Here is a 17,333-nt window from a genome sequence, read left to right on the forward strand (position 1 = left end):
CTCTAATGCTTTCTCGCTTTGGAGGGGCCTCTGCGGCCCTTTGTCTGTCATCCCCGACGCTAGCGCCACCCGCTGACATTCTTACCGGGCAGGCGCACGTATGTGGATAACCCGCTGGCAAAAAGCATAGTCGCACCCGAACAGATATTCGAACAATCTGTCGGCGTGTCAGCAGGTTCCCAGGCGGGTCGGGATCGGCTCAGACCAGGTCTGGCCCGTGCTGTCGCGGCTTGATATCGCGGCCGAGGCGGCGCTCCTCGGGGACGTCCTGCACGTCGCACACCGCCAGCCAGATGTCCCGCGGACTGACGCCCGCGGCGAGGGCCTGGTTGGCGGTCCGGCCACCGACTCCGGCAAGGACGAGGGAGCCGCCCAGCACACGCGAGTAGCCGGCCCCGAATTCGTCGTCCATCAGCCGCCAGAAATCACTAATCCTCACTCAATACAGTCTCTCACGGACCCTGACTCTAGAATGGTTGCCATGAGCAACCCCGCTGAAGCCCCCGGAACCACTGCCCCCTTCGAGGACACGCTTGATACGGCACTGACCAACGTGGAGCACCAGATCAGTCTGTTCTGGCGACGGGCCCGGTCCATTTCCCAGCAACTGTCGCGCGAGGTCCACCCGGACATGGAACCAGCCGCCTACGGACTGCTCAGCGTGATCCGCAAGAGCGGCCCCATCCGCCTCACCGAACTTGCATCCAGCATCGGCGTCGGCAAGCCGTCCGTCAGCAGGCAAATCGCATTCCTTGAAAGCATCGGCCTGGTGCTCAAGGAAGCCGACCCGCTGGACGGCAGGGCGCAAACGATCCGGCTCACAGCCGAGGGCGAAGAAAAGATGCACCAGGTCCAGGATGCCCGGCGGCAGGTGTTCCGTGAGCGCCTGGGCGAATGGCCGGTGGAGGACCTCGACGCACTGGCCACCTACATGGCCAAGCTTAACGCCACGTACGAACGTGACGGATTCCCGCGGGACGACGCCTAGATCAAGACTCGCTTTCAGGGCACGACGAAGGCCTCCGGCAGATCGCCGGAGGCCTTCGCTGTAGTTATCTGGGCCGGGCTACCGGGTTCCGTTTAGCGGGCGCCCGACAGCATTTCGGTGGCGAGCTCGTTGTTGAGCTCGCTGCTCAGGTCGCGCTCAAGGTCACGGCCATAGCGCTGGGAGAATTCCTGCGGAACGGTGTCCGGCACGGCAACGCCTTCGGCGACAGCCACGCGGTCGCTGACCTCACGGAGCATGCTGGAAAGCGGTACATCCAGCGCCGAACAGATCGAGGACAGGAGCTCCGAGGAAGCTTCCTTCTGGCCGCGTTCCACTTCACTCAGGTAGCCCAGGGAGACCCGGGCGCTGTGCGAAACTTCGCGGAGGGTACGCCCTTGCCGCTGGCGGACATCGCGCAGTACATCACCGATTTCGTGACGAAGTACAACCATCTTGCGCTCCTTCTGTTCGCTCTTGGCCTGATCGGCGAGGCCCACGTCCTTCCAGCGGACAACGCCGTTTACGGACACGGGCTGCTTTACCATCTGTATCGCCTTGCTCCCTCATGGTTCCGGTTCACTGTGACGTAAACCGCATATGTTCTCTTCATCCTAGGCGCCTCCCTCAAGGAGAGGCGACACAATGTGACAACTATTCGGACTCGCTTTTTGTTCCCGGCAACCTTACTCCGGGTAGCTTAGCGCAGTCCGGGACCCAGGTCAGCGAAGCCCGAAACTCAGCTTAACGCAGCCAGTGCCTCCTGCAGCCGCTCCAAAGCCGCGCCACAGGCCAGTCCGCGGATTTCTGCCCGGGTGCCCTGGAAGCTGTAGGGAAAGGCCTGCACACCCTCTGCGGTGGCGACGCCTACGAACACCGTTCCGACGGCCTTGCCGTCGTGGGCCTCGGGTCCGGCCACGCCCGTGGTGGAGACACCGAAGTCCGCGCCGCATACCCGCCGGGCGCCGTCGGCCATGGCGGCAGCCACCGCTTCATCCACCGATCCGACGGCGTCCAGCAGGCCCTGCGGAACGCCAAGGACGTCCCGCTTCACGGTGTTGCTGTAGGAGACCACGCCGCCCTGCAGCATGGCGGACGCTCCCGGGGTGTCGGCCAGTACGGCGGCGACCATTCCTGCGGTGAGCGATTCCGCGGTGGCCACGGTGACGCCACGGCCGATAGCCGCAGCGACGGCCTCCCCGGCAATCCGGTGCAGATTGGTCATGGCTGGCCCTCCTCGTTTTCCTCGTGGCGGACGTCAGCAGCCCGCCGGCGCAGCCCCTCGGACCTGACTTTCAGTGCCTGAACGACGTATTCGGCACCGGTCCAGACGGTAATTAGCACGGCGGCCAGCATCACCGCGAAGGCAACCCAGGTCAGCCACGGTGCGATGGACGCCAGCGGAAGGAGGTAGAGGAATATCGCCACGGTCTGGACGACCGTCTTAAGCTTGCCGCCGCGTGACGCCGGGATGACGCCGTACCGGATGACGAAGAACCGCAGCGCTGTGATGCCCCACTCACGGACCAGGATCACGATCGTCATCCACCAGGGCAGCTCATTCAGGACGCACAGCATGACCAGAGCGGATCCGGTCAGCAGCTTGTCCGCGATCGGATCGGCAATCTTGCCGAAGTCGGTGACCAGTCCCCGGCTGCGGGCGATGTCGCCGTCGAGCTTGTCCGTGTAAATGGCGACGGCGAATGCCGCCACAGCCGCCCAGCGCCACCCGCCGGACTCGCTCCGCAAGCCCGGGGCGTCGGCGATCAGGAACCATACGAAGAACGGCACCAGCACGATGCGGAGCATCGTGAGGATGTTGGGAAGATTCCAGATCCCGGAGCTGTTGGAGCCGGCCGCGGTCGCTTCGGTGCTAGTCACCCTTCTAGGCTACCGTCTTCGGCGCTACCGCTTTCTTGCTGATGCCCGTGAGGACTACCGGCCGGTGAGGGACCAGGCGTCCTCGGAACCGTCCTCGTCGTCACCGGAACTGTCGGCGCCGTCGTAATAGTCGACGCTCTGGGTGCGGTTGTCCAGGTCGGCGGCAACGAGGTCCTCCGCGTAGCCGCCTTGCGCGATGTTGGCGTTGGCGTTCTCACTCAAGGCGGCGGTCTGCGAATCGGCCGCGGCCGGTGCCTCCTGGCCCTTCATCGCCGCCAGCACCGCGGCGAGGTCGTCCGGCTTGACCAGCACGTCGCGCGCCTTGGAGCCTTCCGACGGACCAACGACGCCGCGTGATTCGAGCAGGTCCATGAGGCGGCCTGCCTTGGCGAACCCGACGCGGAGCTTGCGCTGCAGCATGGACGTCGAGCCGAACTGGGTGGTGACCACCAGCTCCGTGGCCTGCAGCAGCACCTCGAGGTCGTCCCCGATGTCGTCGTCGATCTGCTTTTTCTGCGCCTCGGGCGCGACGTCGTCACGGTAGACGGCCTGGAGCTGGCCCTTGACGTGTTCGACCACCTTGTGGATCTCGGATTCGGTGACCCAGGCGCCCTGCACACGCATCGCCTTGGAGGCGCCCATCGGCAGGAAGAGAGCATCACCCTGGCCGATCAGCTTTTCCGCGCCGGGCTGGTCGAGGACCACGCGCGAATCGGTCACGGACGAGGTGGCGAAGGCCATGCGGGACGGCACGTTGGCCTTGATCAGGCCGGTGACCACGTCAACGGACGGCCGCTGCGTGGCGAGCACCAGGTGGATGCCGGCGGCGCGGGCCAGCTGCGTAATGCGGACGATCGAATCTTCCACGTCCCGCGGCGCGACCATCATCAGGTCGGCGAGCTCGTCCACGATCACCAGGAGGTACGGGTAGGGCCGGATGACCCGCTTGGAGTCCACCGGCGGCTGGACCTTGCCGGCGCGTACTGCCTTGTTGAAGTCGTCGACGTGCTTGAAGCCGTAGTTGGCGAGGTCGTCGTAGCGGGCGTCCATTTCACGGACCACCCACTGCAGCGCCTCGGCAGCCTTTTTGGGGTTGGTGATGATGGGCGTGATGAGGTGCGGCACGCCTTCGTAGGCGGTGAGCTCCACGCGCTTGGGGTCCACCATGACCATGCGGACCTCGTCGGGGGTGGCCCGCATCAGCAGGGACGTGATCATGGAGTTCACGAAGGAGGACTTACCGGCACCGGTGGCACCGGCCACCAGCAGGTGGGGCATCTTGGCCAGGTTGGCCACGACGTAGCCGCCCTCGACGTCCTTTCCGACGCCCATGACCATGGGGTGGTCCGTGCGGCGGGCGTTCTGGCTGCGCAGGACGTCGCCCAGGGACACGGTCTCGCGGTCGGTGTTGGGGATCTCGATGCCGATGGCCGACTTGCCGGGAATGGGGCTGAGGATGCGGACATCGCTCGAGGCGACGGCGTAGGAGATGTTTTTGGACAGCGCGGTGACGCGTTCCACCTTGGTGCCCGGCGCCAGTTCGATCTCGTACCGGGTCACGGTCGGACCTCGGCTGAAACCGGTCACCGTGGCATCCACGTTGAACTGCTGGAGCGTGTCGGTCAGGGCGGCGACGACGGCGTCGTTGGCTTCCGTGCGTTCCTTGGGAATGGAGCCGGGCGTGAGCACGTCGGATGACGGCAGCGTGTAGGTGACATCGCCTGCGAGGGACAGCTGCTCCGTGCGCTGCGGAATCGGTGTGGGCGGCGGCGCGGGCGCCACCGGCTTGGACGGCACCTGCGCGGCTGCAGCGGGAGTCGCGCCGGGTGCATTCGGCGAACCGGCCATGCCCGGGACCACGAGCGGAATGGCCTCGGTGGCGTTCTCGGTGTCGGCGCCCTTGGCGCCGAGTCCCTGGGCTGCCTTGATCTTCTCGACGGCGATCTCCGCCTGGGTGGGCCGCCGGACTCCGGGGGCCACGGCGGGGCGTCCCTTGCCGGCCTCCGGTGACGGCTCGTCGTCGTCGACCACGGCATGTTCAAAGGCTTCGTCTCCGACGTAGCCTTCCAGCCGGGGGTCGGCTTCCTCGTCCTTGCCGAAGAGCCGTTTGCGCTTCTTCTTGGGGGCGGGCGGGCTGTTCTCGTACAGGTAGCTGCGGTCGTGGGCGTCGCCGTCGTTCTCCTGCAGGTCGATCCCCATCAGGTGCTCATAGGCGCCGCGCAGCCGCCGCGGTATGGCCCCGAACGGCGTGGCCGTGACGATGAGGACAGACACGAAGGCCAGCAGCCCGTACAGGACCACCGGGACCGCGGGGTGAATGGCGGCCAGCGGCGAGGCCGCCAGGAAGCCCAGCATGCCGCCGGCCTGCCGCAGCCCGTCGAAGCCCTCGCTCACGGTCGGCTGGCCGCCCACGATGTGCGCGATCCCGCACCCTGCGAACGTCATGATGAGGAAGCCGATGCCCACGCGGTTGTTTCCGCGGCCGTCCACAGGCTGCCGGAAAAGCCTGCAGGCGCACACGAAGAGCATGAGCGGCAGGACCAGCGACATCCAGCCGAAGGTGCCGTTGACCACGGCGTAGACGGCGTCCGGGAACCAGCCACGGAAACCCCACCACGCGAAGGTGGCGATGAAGACCGCGAGGGCCAGGTTGAACAGGGCGGCGCCGTCGCGGCGGTCTTCGGGGGCCAGGTCGCTGACGTCCTGGCCGATGCGGCGCACTCCCCCGCCCACCAGGTGGCCGATGCCCAGCCAGGCCCCGCCGGCCACCCGCAGCAGCCAGGGCTGCCGGTGTTCGACGGCGGGAAGCTGGCGCGTGCGGGCGCTGCCGGCGGACGATCCGGCCCGGCCGGATTTGGCCGCGGAAGAGCCGCTGCGGCCCGCGGATGCGCCCGTTTTACTGCTGGGGGTACGTTTTGGCGCGGGGGAAGTACGTGTGGCCATATCTGCCACGGTACTCCACCCTGGCCGTGGAACCGCGGATTTCCGGGCCTTCCGGGGGCTGTGTTCAGCCCCCGGGCGCCGGCGGTTAGGCCTCCAGGACCACCGGGATGATCATGGGGCGCCGGCGCAGCTTGCGGTTGACCCACGTGCCGACCACCCGGCGGACGATCTGTTGCATTTGGTGGTTGGTGTGGTCAGCGTTGCTGAGCACGGCCTCCTCCAGTGCGGCGTTGATCTTGGGAATGATGTCGTCGAAGACCGAGTCGTCCTCGGCGACGCCGCGGGCGTGGATCTCGGGCCCGGAGACGACCTTGCCGGTGGCCCTGTTGATGACCGTGATGATGGAGATGAAGCCTTCATCGCCCAGGACGCGGCGGTCCTTGAGGTCTGCATCGGTGATTTCGCCGACGCTGGAGCCGTCCACGTACACGAAGCCGACCTCGACCTGGCCCACGATGTCGGCCTGGTGGTCCCGCAGGTCGATCACCGTGCCGTTGTCTGCCAGCAGGATGCTGGCCGTCGGAACGCCGGACTCCTCCGCGATCTTGCCGTTGGCGATCAGGTGCCGCGTCTCACCGTGCACCGGCATGGCGTTGAGTGGCTCGAGGATGTTGTAGCAGTAGAGGAGCTCCCCTGCCGCAGCGTGGCCGGACACGTGGACCTTGGCGTTGCCCTTGTGGATCACGTCGGCGCCGAGCTTCAGCAGGCCGTTGATGATGCGGAAGACGGCGTTCTCGTTGCCGGGAATGAGGCTGGAGGCCAGGATGACGGTGTCGCCCTGGCCCACCACCACGCGGTGGTCACCGTTGGCCATGCGTGACAGCGCGGCCATGGGCTCGCCCTGGGACCCGGTGGACATCAGCACCACCCGGTTGTCGGGCAGTGAGTCGATGTTCTTCAGGTCCACCAGGATGCCGTCCGGCACGTGCAGGTAGCCAAGTTTGGCGGCGATAGCCATGTTCCGCACCATGGAACGTCCCACGAAGGCGACGTTGCGGCCGTGCTTGGCCGCAGCGTCCAGGACCTGCTGCACCCTGTGCACGTGTGATGAGAACGACGCCACGATGATGCGCTTGGTGGCCTGACCGAAGAGCCGGTCCAGGGTGGGGCCGATCTCCTTCTCCGCGGTGGTGAAACCCGGGACGTCGGCGTTGGTGGAGTCGGACATGAACAGGTCCACGCCTTCTTCACCCAGCTTGGCGAAGTGCCGGAGATCGGTGATGCGGCCGTCGAGGGGCAGCTGGTCCATCTTGAAGTCGCCCGTGTGCAGCACCGTGCCGCCGGCTGTGCGGATGAAGACCGCAAGGGCGTCCGGGATGGAGTGGTTGACCGCAACAAACTCGCACTGGAAGGGGCCAAACTGCTCCACCTGTCCCTCGGTGACGGACAGCGTGTAAGGCCTGATCCGGTGCTCCTGGAGCTTGGCTTCAATCAGCGCCAGGGTCAGCTGCGATCCAACCAGCGGAATGTCGTTGCGGAGCCGCAGCAGGTACGGAACGGCCCCGATGTGGTCCTCGTGGCCGTGCGTGAGGACAACAGCCACGATGTCGTCGATCCGGTCCTCGATGTAGGAGAAATCGGGCAGGATCAGGTCAACGCCGGGCTGGGTTTCCTCGGGGAAGAGGACGCCGCAGTCGACGACCAGCAACTTGCCGTCGATTTCGAACACAGCCATGTTCCGGCCGATTTCACCGAGCCCGCCCAGCGGAACAATCCGCAGGGTGCCCTGGGGAAGGCGGGGAGGCGTAACGAGGCCGGGGAGGGCTACTTGGGTCATAATGCACTTCTTTCCAGACGGAAGAGTGCCGGTCTCAGTCCGTCAGGAAAAGACCAGCCCTCCTTTCGCCAAGTCCTCGCGGATGGTTTCGATCTCGGCTTCGTCCGGCTCCACGAGGGGCAAGCGGACAATCGAGTTGGGCAGGACTCCCTGCCATTTAAGAATTTGCTTGGCTGCAACGGCGCCCTGGACGCGGGTCATCGTGGCGCGCACCACCGGCTCAAGCTCGAAGTTGATCTTGCGGGCCGTGCCGAGGTCGCTCGCGTTAATCGCATCAATGAGCTCCCGGAAGCGGCGGGTGGCAACGTGGGTGGTGACACCCACGAGGCCCACGGCTCCCAGGGCCATCCACTGCAGGGTCAGGCCGTCGTCGCCGGAGTAGAAGGCAAGATCGGTCTCGGCCAGGACGCGGGTTGCCGCGGCGAAGTCCGCCTTGGCGTCCTTGACGGCAACGATGTTCGGGTGCTGCGCGAGGCGGATCATGGTGTCCGGCGCGATTTCGATGGAGGACCGTCCGGGGATATCATACAGCATGACGGGCAGGTCGGTGGCGGATGCGACCGTCTCAAAGTGCGCCCGGACGCCGGCCTGGCTGGGCTTGTTGTAGTAGGGCGTGACGATCAGCAGGCCGTCGACGCCGAGCTTGGCGGCTTCCTGGGACAGGTGCACTGAGTGGGCGGTGTCGTTGGTTCCGGTGCCGGCGATAACGGCGGCACGCCCGCCAACGGCTTCCATCACGGCGCGGAACATACCGAGGTTTTCCTCGTCGGTGAGGGTGGACGTCTCGCCGGTGGTTCCGGTGACAACCAGGCCGTCGCAGCCGTCGTCAACGAGCTTGCTGGCCAGTTCCGCTGCCTGCTGGTAATCGACCTTGCCGTCCGTCGTGAACGGGGTGACCATGGCGGTCAGGAGGGTGCCCAGGGCAGGAAGGTTCGCGGAAGTGTCAGCCATGGGAAAAACGTTACCCTGTCACGTGCAGGTTAGGACAATGGCCACCGCGTGATGATCGTCAAATTCCGGCGCGCAGGTGGCCGCGGTACCACGCCGGCTACCGGTACCTCTCCAGGGAACCCCGCCGCAGCACAGCTGTGACCACTTCCGTTCCGGTCCCGCCCGCCTGCTGCATCGGCAGCCCGTCCGGTCCCCAGAAACCGCTCAGACCGCAGGACGGACCCAGCGGCGTTGGGCCACCCAGGTTGGCAAGGATGCCATACATGCGGTTGTCCATGGCCCGCGCCCCGAGATGCAACCCCAGCCGGTGGCCTTCCTCCTGTGTGTAAAGCGCCGAGACGGCATACACGTCAGCTCCCGCGGCGGCAGCAGCGCCGGAGTGCGCGGGATGGGCAGCATCAAAGCAGATGGCCAGTGCAACCTTCCAGCCGTCCACGTCCAGCAGGAGCGGTTCCTGCCCTGCTTCAAAAAGGGGCAGTTCGTCGCCGTGAAGGTGCGTCTTGAAGCTGGCCTCTTCTGCGCCGTTCGGATGGACGGCCAGGGAGGCGAGCCGCGGCGTGCCGTCCGGCTCCCGGAAGGGTGCACCAACGACGGCGGTGATCCCGGTTCTGCGGCAGATCTCCCGGATGGGGTCCAAACGGTGGTCAGCGGGCGCCACCCACTGTTCCCCGTCATGAAACTGAACTGCGCCGTCAAACCGATCTCCCCCGCGAAGCAGCGGCAGGTCGTACCCCGTTAGCGAGAGCTCGGGGAACACCACCAGCCGGGCGCCGTGCGAGTCGGCGTCCTCGATGAGGCGCACATGCTCCGGCACATTGGCATCAATGCCACCGCCCAGGGCCTCGTACTGAATGGCGGATACGGTCAGCGGTGCGCTCAGCAGTGCGGTCACGAGCCCATCCTAGGCAGGGTCCGCCCCTGAGCAGTATCGCTCCACGGCCGTCTCCCGTAACGACTCAGCCCAAAGGGTGAGCCGCTGCGCGGCGCGGACGTAGTGGAACAGCTCGGTGGGCGTCAGCGCATCGACGTCCGTTTCGGACAGCCGGCGTGCCAGCTCCGCCCCTGGCGCCTGGTCCAAGAGAGCAACACCTTCCCGGCCCCACTGGACGTCCTCGGCAGGCTCCCCCGCCACGAGCTGCCGGAAAAGGAAGTCGACCACGCCGGGACTCATTGCCTTCAGCGGATCACCGTTGCGTGGATCACCTTTGCGCGGATCAGGTTTGAGCGGGTCGGCCCTGGGCGCAGGAGCCTTGATGGGATCACTGTTGAGCCGGTGTCCCCCAACCTCGCGCCCTTCCAGCTGGCGGCCCGCCGGGCGCCCTGATGACTTCTTCATGCCGAAATCCTATTCGAATATATATTCGAATACAAGGCTCGCGGAAACCCGCGATCATGCTACCCGCTGTGATTGGCCGTGGAATGATCAACGATAGTCAGGCTGCGGGAAGGAGTGATTGTGACACTCAGCTGTGCCATCGTTCGCCCGGAAACGCGGGCCTGGGCCGCACTCCCGGAGCGGATTCCTTCCCGGCGGCTGAGGTTCCTCGGTTGGCTCACGGGCCTATTCGGGACAGCCGCAGCCTTCATCGCCGATCGTGGTTGGGAATCCTTCGGTGACCCCTCCTGGTACGGAGCCTTCCGCTTCATCGACATGATGGGCATCGCGAGCATTCTTCTCGCCTCAGGTTTCTGTGTCCTTGGCTGGATGCTGGGACGGTATGCCGTCGTGGCAGCACCGTTGGTCCTCGGCTTCGCAGCCGTGCCCCACACCTTGGACGGGTATGCGTCGGGCCCGGTGTGGTGGCTCGGCTCTGCGGCGGGGGCCGCGCTGGCCCTGGCTGTGGCCTCCCGCTCTTGGCGTGAACTGCGCGCCGTCCGGACGCTGGCGCAGTCAATCACGGGACGCACGGTCGCAGTGGGCGCCAATGCCTTGAAAGCCAGCAAGCGGGCGCTTCTCCGCGGCCTGATCCCGGCCCTCGTTTTTGTTATCACGGCCAGCGCAGGTTGGGCAGTTGCTTTCGCGGCGCTTCCCACTGAGCTCGGTCGAACCTATGAGGAAATGGCCAGGGAATCCTCCGCAAGCGCTTTTGCTGCAGCGGCGGCTGCACTCAGCATCATGGCCATCGCCACGGTGGTGAGTCAGGGTTGGCGCTGTTCGCGATGAGTCGGGTCGGAAAGCGCCTCGTCTGGGAGGTTCCGGCCGGGGTGGGCCTGGCGCCGTCCTGGCCTTTCGTCGATGACGCGTCCGGGCTCGTACCCGCAAAGGATGCCAAGACCAGTGGATGCATCTGCCTGTTCGAATTCCGCCGGTCCTTTCCGGATGCCGACGACCGCCTCGTGGAGGAGGAGGGCGTGCACGCTTCGGCCTACTGCCCGCTCCACGGAATAGACAGGATTAATGACCTGTCTGCGGCGCAGTTTGCGGCGATGGCATCGGAATCCTGGCTCTGGGATGAGCAGTCCGATCTGCCGGAAAGGTCGGGGCCGGACGAGAACCGGCTGCTGCTGTACGGATTTGCCGGCCGCACCTACACGGGGGTACCCCTCACGGCACGCGCCGGATACGTCGACGCGAGCTTCCCCGAGATTGGACTTGCACGGGAAGCTGCGCCCGGCGTCGTCGTTCCCGGCTGGGACAAAGCCGAGCGCCCGGCAGCGGGCGTGCTCGACGCGATTGACCTCCGGCCTGCCGGATACAACGGGTTCGCATTCCGGTATCGCCACGACCGGGCATGGTTCGAAGCAACCGAGGACGACGCGGCCAGGCCGCCGGCCCTATTGCTCTAGCCGCAAAGGGATTTTTCCTGCAGACGGCGCCCTGCGGCCAATCAGAAACCACGCCAACGGTCCAAGCACTGGAACCGCAAGAACGAGCAACGCCCAAACCACCTTGCCGCCGGAGGTGTGATTCCTGTTCCGAGCGATGCTGACCAGTGCAGCCATGAACAGCACAACGTTCACAGTCAGGAGGAACCCCAGGATTCCAAAGGGCGGCACTAACGGTTCTGCCGTCCCGGCTGCAATGGATGCCATCATCTTCGTCCCCCAAAGACCGACCAGCTTGCGGATAAAGAAACCCTACTGCCAGCGGTCCTGCTCAGCACAGGAAACCTCCCACTTTTGGCGAAGTACTGCTTCACTGGAAAGAACGACGCCGGCCCGCCGGCGGCGACCTCGCCCTTAGCGGCGCCAACTTGGCTTCCGCCTTTATGCGGCTGGGCCTGATCGACGAGTTCCGGATTCTCGTCCATCCTGTGGTTCTGGGGCAGGCCGGCCTCTGTTCGAAGATCCCGGCCTCCGGTTGAGCCTGAGGCTCGAAGGGACGAGGCCGTTCGGCAACGGCGTGGTTTTACTTCATTACTCGAGCGGCCCCGGTTCAAGAAAAACAGTGCAGCTATGCGGATGTGAGACGATCACATCATGACCTCGCGGAGCACGGCTGCATCTTCCAAAACAGCGAAGGGGCCCGCAACAGGCGTCAGGCTGGCCGGTATCGACGCTGCCCGCGGCCTGGCCCTCCTGGGCATGATGGCCACCCACCTGCTCCCGACCTTCGAGCCGAACGCCGCCCTGACCCCGACTTGGGTGGGCCTGACATTTTCCGGCCGTGCCGCCGCACTGTTTGCCGTGCTCGCGGGAATCGGCCTCGCCCTGTCCACCGGCAAGCAACAGCCTCTTGACGGCCCGGCACTGACCGCCGCACGGCGCGGCATCGCGATGCGCGCCCTGGTGATTGCCGTCGTCGGGCTCGCGCTCGGCGGACTTGACGTCAACGTGGCGGTAATCCTGGTGCATTACGCCGCGCTGTTCCTGTGCGTCCTGCCGTTCATCGGGCTGCGGCTGAAGGCCCTGTGCGCCTGGGCAACGGGCTGGATCCTGCTGTCCCCGGTGATTGCCTTCCTGCTGCGGCCGTGGCTCATGGCAGCGGATCCGCCGCTGCAGCTCAGCCACAACCCGGGGTGGGAGGACCTCACCACTCCGGGCCAGCTGCTTGGCGACCTGTTCCTGACGGGGTACTACCCCGTGTTCCAGTGGATCTCATATCTGCTGGTGGGTCTCATCATTGGCAGGCTCGCGCTGACCACGGCGATAGTTCCCGTGTTGATGCTGCTCGGCGGCACTGCCGTAGCGGCATTCTCCAAGGTCCTGGGGACGGCGGCAATGGGGCCGTGGGGCGGCCGCGCCGCCCTGCAGGATATCCTCACTGACCCCAACTATCCGCTGGACAGCCTCCTGCAGGTCAATCTGGCCGGCGTCCGCCAGGAGGGATCCTGGTGGTGGCTGGCCAGCAGTGCGCCCCACTCCGGAACCACGCTGGACCTGCTGCATACCAGCGGCGTGGCGGCCGCCGTCGTCGGCCTTTGCCTTCTGGTGGGCAGACTCGGCCAGTGGCTGGCACTGGACCTGCTGCTTCCGCTGCGCGGACCGGGTGCCATGACGCTGACGCTGTACACGGCCCATGTGTGCGTGGTGGCGTCGTTCCACCTCAAGCCATTGCCTGTGGGCTGGACCGAGGACGGGATGTACTTTGCCCACGCGGCGCTGGCCGTGCTGATCGGGATGGCTTTCGCGATCCTGAAATGGCGCGGTCCGCTGGAATGGCTCGGACACGCCGCCAACCAGGTGGGCCGCCACCAGCCGGCAAGGATCCGCTAAACCTGACTCTCGCTGGGGCGGCTGCCCGGCTAGCGCGCCACGGCGTCGCCGGAGGCACGGAACAGCCGCACGGCATCCCGCATGGAGGAACGTGCGCGCTTCCGGTCACCCGATGCGTCATAGGCACAGCTGAGCCTGAACCAGGACCGCCAGTCGCCCGGGGCCGCCTCGGCTTCCGCGCGGTATTTCTCGAACTCCTGGTCCGCCGCAGCCCGGATGATCCGGCCGGCCGGCGTGCGGGGCAGGTTGTCCTCCGGCAGGCCGCCTTCGGCCTCAAGCACCCGCGCCATCTGCTCGGTCCTGGCGCCGAAGAGGAGTTCCCGGATCAGGGCCCAGGCGCCGATCACCGGCAGCACGAGGTACGCCGCGCCGATGGCCTTGGCCACGGGCTCGGGATCGGTCAGCAGCAGGACCGAGCGCTGCAGGGACACCACCAGGTAGAAGACCAGCAGGAGCGTCACCGCGCCCACCCAGATCTTGGTGCGGTTGGTCTTCAGCCTGCCAAGAAACGGTTTCACTGCCTTACAGCCCCAGATCCAGGTAGCCGTCCAGTCCGACGGTGAGTCCCGGGTGGGCGGCAACGTTGCGGACACCCAGGAGGACCCCGGGCATGAACGAGGCCCGGTCGAATGAATCATGACGGAGCGTCAGCTGCTCCCCCGGCCCGCCGAGGAGGACTTCCTGATGGGCCACGAGCCCGCGGAGCCGGACGCTGTGGACGCGCACGCCGTCCACCTCGCAGCCCCGGGCTCCGGCCAGTTCAGTTGTAGTGGCGTCCGGGCTGGGGCCGACACCGGCCGCCTCGCGTTCCGCTGCCACCAGCTGGGCAGTGCGAACGGCAGTACCGGAGGGCGCATCCACCTTGTCCGGGTGGTGGAGTTCGATGATCTCCACGGATTCGAAGTACTTCGATGCCTTGGCGGCAAACGCCGACGTGAGCACCGAGCCGAGGGCGAAGTTGGGTGCTATGAGCACGCCGACTTCCGGGTGGCCGGCCAGCAGGGTCTCCAGCGACTCCAGCCTGCCCAGGTCCCAGCCCGTGGTGCCCACCACGGCGTGCATGCCGTTCTCGACGGCGAAGCGGACGTTCTCCTCGGTGCTTTCCGGAACGGTGAGATCGACGACGTACCGCGCACCGGCGTCGAGCAGCGAATCGAGGGAGTCGCCGCGTCCCAGCGCGGCGACGAGCACCATGTCCGGGGCGGCCTCCACAGCTTTCACGGCCTCGGCGCCCATGCGCCCGTTTGCGCCCAGAACGGCGACAGGAAGTTGTTGGGTCATGGCTTCAACACTACCGTTCAGGCAGCGGCCGGACTGAACCGTGGCACATGCGTTACCTCACGCGCAGACGGCGTTTTCCCCGACGCTGCCGGCCCTACTCCCCCGCCGTTGCCGGCCTTTATTCCCCCGCCCCGACCCATTCGACGGTGCCGTCGCTGAAGAACTGTTCCTTCCAGATCGGCACCTGCGCCTTGACCCGGTCCACCAGCTCCGAGCACACGGTGAAGGCCTGCCCGCGGTGGGCGGCCGCAACGGCGCAGACGAGGGCAGGGTCGCCAATTGCCAGCGGGCCCACCCGGTGCGCGACCCAGATCCGGACCGGCGGAGCCGTGCCAGGTCCAGCCGCTTCGGCCTGTTCGGCCACCAGCTGCGCCACGACGTCGTCCAGCACCTTCCGGGCCGTCGGATGGGCGCTGTAGCTGAGCCGGTCAACCGGCTTCCCGCCGTCGTGGTTCCGGACCACGCCGCTGAAGCTGACTACAGCTCCGGCGGTCTCGGACTCCACGGCCGCGATGGCCTGGTCCACGGAGATGGGTTCGGCGCTGAGCACCGCGGTTACTACTTCGAACGATGCCTCAGTGGCCATGTCCGCCCTCCAACTGGTCGCACAGGTGCCCGATCACCGGGTCCAGGACGGAGAGACCGTCCATGACCCCCTTGGGTGATCCGGGCAGGTTGATGATGAAAGTCCTGCCGGCCGCGCCGGCATGTCCGCGGCTGAGCATGGCGTGCGGCGTCTTGGCCGTTCCGGCCTGGCGGATGCCCTCCATGATGCCAGGGATTTCGCGGTCCAGCAGCGGTAGCGTCATTTCCGGCGTGCGGTCGTCCGGGCTCAGGCCGGTGCCGCCGCTGGTGATGACGACGGCGGGCTCCTGGGTCAGGAGCGCGCGGATCGCGGCGCCCACCGGTTCACCGTCGGGCACCACCATCACCGGATACGGCACGAAACCGTGTTCGGTGAGCCAGTCAGTGATGACCGGGCCGGTCTCGTCCTGGTAGACGCCGGAGGCAGCACGCGTTGACGCAATCACCACGCCGGCCTTGCGGCCCTGGACCTCGCCGTGGACGTGAGGTGCCGCGGTTTTGGAGTCGGGGGTGCTCACAGGGCCCAGTCCCCGCTCTTGCCGCCGCTCTTGGCCAGGACCTTGATGTCCGTGAGGACAGCGTGCTTGTCCACGGCCTTGATCATGTCGTAGACGCTCAGCGCCGCCACGGAGGCCGCAGTCAGAGCCTCCATTTCGACGCCGGTCACGCCCCGGGTCTTGACCGTGGCCAGGATGTCCACGGTCTCCGGTCCGAGTTCAAAGTCGACAGTCACCTTTGAAATCGGGAGCGGGTGGCACAGCGGGATCAGTTCAGGAGTTTTCTTGGCCGCCATGATTCCGGCGACCCGGGCCACGGCCAGGGCGTCGCCTTTGGGCAGGCCGCCGGTGCCCAGCAGCGCGAGGACCTCGGCGGTGCTGCGGACCGTGGCCGTGGCCGTGGCCTCGCGGGTGGTTTCCGGTTTTTCTGAGACGTCCACCATCTGGGCCGTGCCGTCACGGCGCAGGTGGGTCAGGGCGCCGTGGTCATTTTCTGCAGTCACAACATCCATACTTCCACTTCGGCGCCCTCGTCGAGAGCGGCAGTGCCTGGGGGCACGTGGACCAGGGCGTTGGAGTGGGCCAGCGCCTGCACCAGATGCGAGCTTTCGCCGCCCTGCAGCCGGACGGTGCCGTCAGCCTGCAGGGACCCGCGCCGGACCTGGTGCTTGCCGGCCGGGGACGTCAGCGGCTGGGCCAGCCGCGCCCGGACGGCGGGCCTGGGCGCGGGCGCGCCAAACAGTTCGCCCAGCACCGGCCGGAGAAACATCTCAAAGGAGACGAGGCAGCTGACGGGGTTTCCCGGAAACGCAAGGAGGGGGACGCCGTCGAACGTTCCCAGTCCCTGGGGGCCGCCGGGCTGCATGGCGACGTGCTGGAACGCGACGTCCTGGCCGTCCATGGCCTGCCGCACCACTTCGTAGGCCCCCTTGCTGACTCCCCCGGTGGTGACAATCAGGTCCACCACGGACGTGTGGGTGCGCAGCAGCGTCCGCAGGCCATCCGGGCTGTCGGCGGAAATGCCCGCCCGGGTCACGGCAAGTCCCGCCTGCCGCAGCGCGGATTCCAGGAGGGTGCCGTTGGCATCGTAGATCTTGCCGTCACCGAGCGGTTCCCCGGGTTCCACCACTTCGTCGCCGGTGGTTACCAGCAGGACCGAAAGCTGCTTGTGGACCAGGACCTCCGGCAACCCCAGGGCCGCGAGCAGACCCAGCTGAGCCGGGCCGAGGCAGGTTCCGGCGGCCAGGGCCTGCTGGCCGGCCTCGATGTCGCTTCCGGCGGCCCGGATGTACGTCCCGGCAACCGTGGCCGGCAGTCTCACCCCGGCCTCTTCGCCCTCGGGCGGAAAGATGGACGGGACCGCCTGTTCAATGGGTACGACGGCGTCTGCCCCGGCGGGCACCATGGCACCGGTCATGATTGGAACAGCGCTGCCCGGCTGCAGCGGCGCGGGTTTCGCGCCTGCCGGAACCGGAGCGGCCACGCGCAGGTTCGCCCCGCCGTCGGGCACGTCCGCGGAGCGGATGGCAAAGCCGTCCATCTGGGAGTTCGGAAACGGGGGCAGGCTCAGCGGAGCAGTGACGTCCTCCGCCAGCCCGCGGCCCAAGGCCTGGACCAGCGGAAGCCTTTCGGTCCGCTCCTGGGACAGCAGCGGACCGAGGAGCTCCCTGACCGCGCGCCGATGGTCCGCCACGCTCTTGTGCGCGCCGTGGGTGTATTGGCCGAGCTCGTGGGTGCTGTGTTCGTGCAGGCTGTGCATGGTCCGGCCTTTGGTGGG

Annotated in this window: 21 protein-coding genes; 5 read left to right on the forward strand and 16 right to left on the reverse strand. The window is 66.8% G+C overall.

Features of this window, described 5'->3' with window-relative positions; all coding sequences use genetic code 11:
* Positions 1-199: 199 nt before the first annotated feature.
* Positions 200-439, reverse strand: a complete 240-nt coding sequence (locus ACTHQX_RS02465; RefSeq protein ID WP_440158614.1) for a DUF3046 domain-containing protein — start codon at positions 437-439, stop codon at positions 200-202.
* A 42-nt stretch (positions 440-481) separates the two neighbouring features.
* Between ACTHQX_RS02465 and ACTHQX_RS02470 the strand changes: the two genes are divergently transcribed.
* Positions 482-988: a MarR family winged helix-turn-helix transcriptional regulator gene (locus ACTHQX_RS02470; protein ID WP_440158613.1), complete on the forward strand. Its 507-nt coding sequence runs from the start codon at positions 482-484 to the stop codon at positions 986-988.
* 92 nt (positions 989-1,080) lie between these two features.
* On the opposite strand, the gene ACTHQX_RS02475 is transcribed toward ACTHQX_RS02470, so the two are convergent.
* From ACTHQX_RS02475 to ACTHQX_RS02510, 8 genes are all read right to left on the reverse strand, one after another.
* Positions 1,081-1,533: a helix-turn-helix domain-containing protein gene (locus ACTHQX_RS02475; RefSeq protein ID WP_003798764.1), complete on the reverse strand. Its 453-nt coding sequence runs from the start codon at positions 1,531-1,533 to the stop codon at positions 1,081-1,083.
* Positions 1,534-1,724: 191 nt separating this feature from the next.
* Complete coding sequence (locus ACTHQX_RS02480; RefSeq protein ID WP_440158612.1) at positions 1,725-2,210, reverse strand: CinA family protein; 486 nt, start codon at positions 2,208-2,210, stop codon at positions 1,725-1,727.
* Positions 2,207-2,866, reverse strand: a complete 660-nt coding sequence (pgsA, locus tag ACTHQX_RS02485; protein ID WP_440158611.1) for a CDP-diacylglycerol--glycerol-3-phosphate 3-phosphatidyltransferase — start codon at positions 2,864-2,866, stop codon at positions 2,207-2,209. The genes ACTHQX_RS02480 and pgsA overlap by 4 nt, the downstream gene beginning before the upstream one ends.
* Before the next feature lie 54 nt (positions 2,867-2,920).
* The gene (locus tag ACTHQX_RS02490; protein WP_440158610.1) at positions 2,921-5,809 is read right to left on the reverse strand and encodes a DNA translocase FtsK; all 2,889 of its coding nucleotides are present in this window, start codon (positions 5,807-5,809) and stop codon (positions 2,921-2,923) included.
* An 85-nt stretch (positions 5,810-5,894) separates the two neighbouring features.
* Complete coding sequence (locus tag ACTHQX_RS02495) at positions 5,895-7,586, reverse strand: ribonuclease J (protein ID WP_236807879.1); 1,692 nt, start codon at positions 7,584-7,586, stop codon at positions 5,895-5,897.
* A gap of 42 nt (positions 7,587-7,628) precedes the next feature.
* Complete coding sequence (gene dapA / locus ACTHQX_RS02500) at positions 7,629-8,537, reverse strand: 4-hydroxy-tetrahydrodipicolinate synthase (RefSeq protein ID WP_102970876.1); 909 nt, start codon at positions 8,535-8,537, stop codon at positions 7,629-7,631.
* 97 nt (positions 8,538-8,634) lie between these two features.
* Positions 8,635-9,429 (reverse strand): carbon-nitrogen hydrolase family protein, encoded by a 795-nt coding sequence (locus ACTHQX_RS02505; RefSeq protein WP_440158609.1) that lies wholly within the window; start codon positions 9,427-9,429, stop codon positions 8,635-8,637.
* Between the two features lie 9 nt (positions 9,430-9,438).
* On the reverse strand, positions 9,439-9,873 hold the full coding sequence (locus ACTHQX_RS02510) for a hypothetical protein (protein WP_440158607.1): 435 nt from the start codon (positions 9,871-9,873) through the stop codon (positions 9,439-9,441).
* 120 nt (positions 9,874-9,993) lie between these two features.
* Between ACTHQX_RS02510 and ACTHQX_RS02515 the strand changes: the two genes are divergently transcribed.
* A complete protein-coding gene (locus ACTHQX_RS02515) occupies positions 9,994-10,701 on the forward strand; it encodes a hypothetical protein (protein ID WP_440158606.1) in 708 nt (235 codons plus the stop codon).
* Positions 10,698-11,324: a hypothetical protein gene (locus ACTHQX_RS02520; protein WP_440158605.1), complete on the forward strand. Its 627-nt coding sequence runs from the start codon at positions 10,698-10,700 to the stop codon at positions 11,322-11,324. Before ACTHQX_RS02515 ends, ACTHQX_RS02520 begins: the two co-directional genes overlap by 4 nt.
* Here ACTHQX_RS02520 and ACTHQX_RS02525 read toward each other — a convergent pair.
* A complete protein-coding gene (locus ACTHQX_RS02525) occupies positions 11,313-11,573 on the reverse strand; it encodes a PLD nuclease N-terminal domain-containing protein (protein WP_440174527.1) in 261 nt (86 codons plus the stop codon). The two genes, ACTHQX_RS02520 and ACTHQX_RS02525, sit on opposite strands and share 12 nt — an antisense overlap.
* 173 nt (positions 11,574-11,746) lie before the next feature.
* On the opposite strand from ACTHQX_RS02525, the gene ACTHQX_RS02530 reads away from it, so the two are divergent.
* Positions 11,747-11,842 carry a hypothetical protein gene (locus ACTHQX_RS02530; protein WP_440158642.1) on the forward strand — a complete coding sequence of 32 codons (96 nt, stop codon included), beginning with the start codon at positions 11,747-11,749 and terminating at the stop codon, positions 11,840-11,842.
* A 115-nt stretch (positions 11,843-11,957) separates the two neighbouring features.
* Positions 11,958-13,193 carry a heparan-alpha-glucosaminide N-acetyltransferase domain-containing protein gene (locus ACTHQX_RS02535; RefSeq protein WP_440158604.1) on the forward strand — a complete coding sequence of 412 codons (1,236 nt, stop codon included), beginning with the start codon at positions 11,958-11,960 and terminating at the stop codon, positions 13,191-13,193.
* A 29-nt stretch (positions 13,194-13,222) separates the two neighbouring features.
* Here the strand turns inward: ACTHQX_RS02535 and ACTHQX_RS02540 are convergent, their stop codons facing one another.
* From ACTHQX_RS02540 to ACTHQX_RS02565, 6 genes are all read right to left on the reverse strand, one after another.
* Positions 13,223-13,711: a hypothetical protein gene (locus ACTHQX_RS02540; RefSeq protein ID WP_236807873.1), complete on the reverse strand. Its 489-nt coding sequence runs from the start codon at positions 13,709-13,711 to the stop codon at positions 13,223-13,225.
* A 4-nt stretch (positions 13,712-13,715) separates the two neighbouring features.
* The gene (dapB, locus tag ACTHQX_RS02545) at positions 13,716-14,474 is read right to left on the reverse strand and encodes a 4-hydroxy-tetrahydrodipicolinate reductase (protein WP_190607016.1); all 759 of its coding nucleotides are present in this window, start codon (positions 14,472-14,474) and stop codon (positions 13,716-13,718) included.
* Positions 14,475-14,592: 118 nt separating this feature from the next.
* Entirely contained in the window at positions 14,593-15,060 is a 468-nt protein-coding gene (locus ACTHQX_RS02550) for a molybdenum cofactor biosynthesis protein MoaE (RefSeq protein ID WP_440158603.1), read from the reverse strand.
* Positions 15,050-15,577, reverse strand: coding sequence for a MogA/MoaB family molybdenum cofactor biosynthesis protein (locus ACTHQX_RS02555; RefSeq protein WP_236807870.1), 528 nt, complete (start codon positions 15,575-15,577; stop codon positions 15,050-15,052). The genes ACTHQX_RS02550 and ACTHQX_RS02555 overlap by 11 nt, the downstream gene beginning before the upstream one ends.
* Positions 15,574-16,068 (reverse strand): cyclic pyranopterin monophosphate synthase MoaC, encoded by a 495-nt coding sequence (gene moaC, locus ACTHQX_RS02560; RefSeq protein WP_190607009.1) that lies wholly within the window; start codon positions 16,066-16,068, stop codon positions 15,574-15,576. Before moaC ends, ACTHQX_RS02555 begins: the two co-directional genes overlap by 4 nt.
* Positions 16,056-17,315: a molybdopterin molybdotransferase MoeA gene (locus ACTHQX_RS02565; RefSeq protein ID WP_440158602.1), complete on the reverse strand. Its 1,260-nt coding sequence runs from the start codon at positions 17,313-17,315 to the stop codon at positions 16,056-16,058. The genes moaC and ACTHQX_RS02565 overlap by 13 nt, the downstream gene beginning before the upstream one ends.
* Between the last annotated feature and the right edge of the window lie 18 nt (positions 17,316-17,333).

It is taken from the genome of Arthrobacter sp. SAFR-023 (assembly GCF_051965295.1).
Lineage (GTDB): Bacteria > Actinomycetota > Actinomycetes > Actinomycetales > Micrococcaceae > Arthrobacter.

Coding starts and splice junctions, on each gene's coding strand:
- ACTHQX_RS02470 (WP_440158613.1), top strand. CDS start 482: ATGAGCAACCCCGCTGAAGCCCCCGGAACCACTGCCCCCTTCGAGGAC.
- ACTHQX_RS02475 (WP_003798764.1), bottom strand. CDS start 1,533: ATGGTAAAGCAGCCCGTGTCCGTAAACGGCGTTGTCCGCTGGAAGGAC.
- ACTHQX_RS02480 (WP_440158612.1), bottom strand. CDS start 2,210: ATGACCAATCTGCACCGGATTGCCGGGGAGGCCGTCGCTGCGGCTATC.
- ACTHQX_RS02490 (WP_440158610.1), bottom strand. CDS start 5,809: ATGGCCACACGTACTTCCCCCGCGCCAAAACGTACCCCCAGCAGTAAA.
- ACTHQX_RS02495 (WP_236807879.1), bottom strand. CDS start 7,586: ATGACCCAAGTAGCCCTCCCCGGCCTCGTTACGCCTCCCCGCCTTCCC.
- dapA (WP_102970876.1), bottom strand. CDS start 8,537: ATGGCTGACACTTCCGCGAACCTTCCTGCCCTGGGCACCCTCCTGACC.
- ACTHQX_RS02510 (WP_440158607.1), bottom strand. CDS start 9,873: ATGAAGAAGTCATCAGGGCGCCCGGCGGGCCGCCAGCTGGAAGGGCGC.
- ACTHQX_RS02520 (WP_440158605.1), top strand. CDS start 10,698: ATGAGTCGGGTCGGAAAGCGCCTCGTCTGGGAGGTTCCGGCCGGGGTG.
- ACTHQX_RS02525 (WP_440174527.1), bottom strand. CDS start 11,573: ATGATGGCATCCATTGCAGCCGGGACGGCAGAACCGTTAGTGCCGCCC.
- ACTHQX_RS02530 (WP_440158642.1), top strand. CDS start 11,747: ATGCGGCTGGGCCTGATCGACGAGTTCCGGATTCTCGTCCATCCTGTG.
- ACTHQX_RS02535 (WP_440158604.1), top strand. CDS start 11,958: ATGACCTCGCGGAGCACGGCTGCATCTTCCAAAACAGCGAAGGGGCCC.
- dapB (WP_190607016.1), bottom strand. CDS start 14,474: ATGACCCAACAACTTCCTGTCGCCGTTCTGGGCGCAAACGGGCGCATG.
- ACTHQX_RS02550 (WP_440158603.1), bottom strand. CDS start 15,060: ATGGCCACTGAGGCATCGTTCGAAGTAGTAACCGCGGTGCTCAGCGCC.
- moaC (WP_190607009.1), bottom strand. CDS start 16,068: ATGGATGTTGTGACTGCAGAAAATGACCACGGCGCCCTGACCCACCTG.
- ACTHQX_RS02565 (WP_440158602.1), bottom strand. CDS start 17,315: ATGCACAGCCTGCACGAACACAGCACCCACGAGCTCGGCCAATACACC.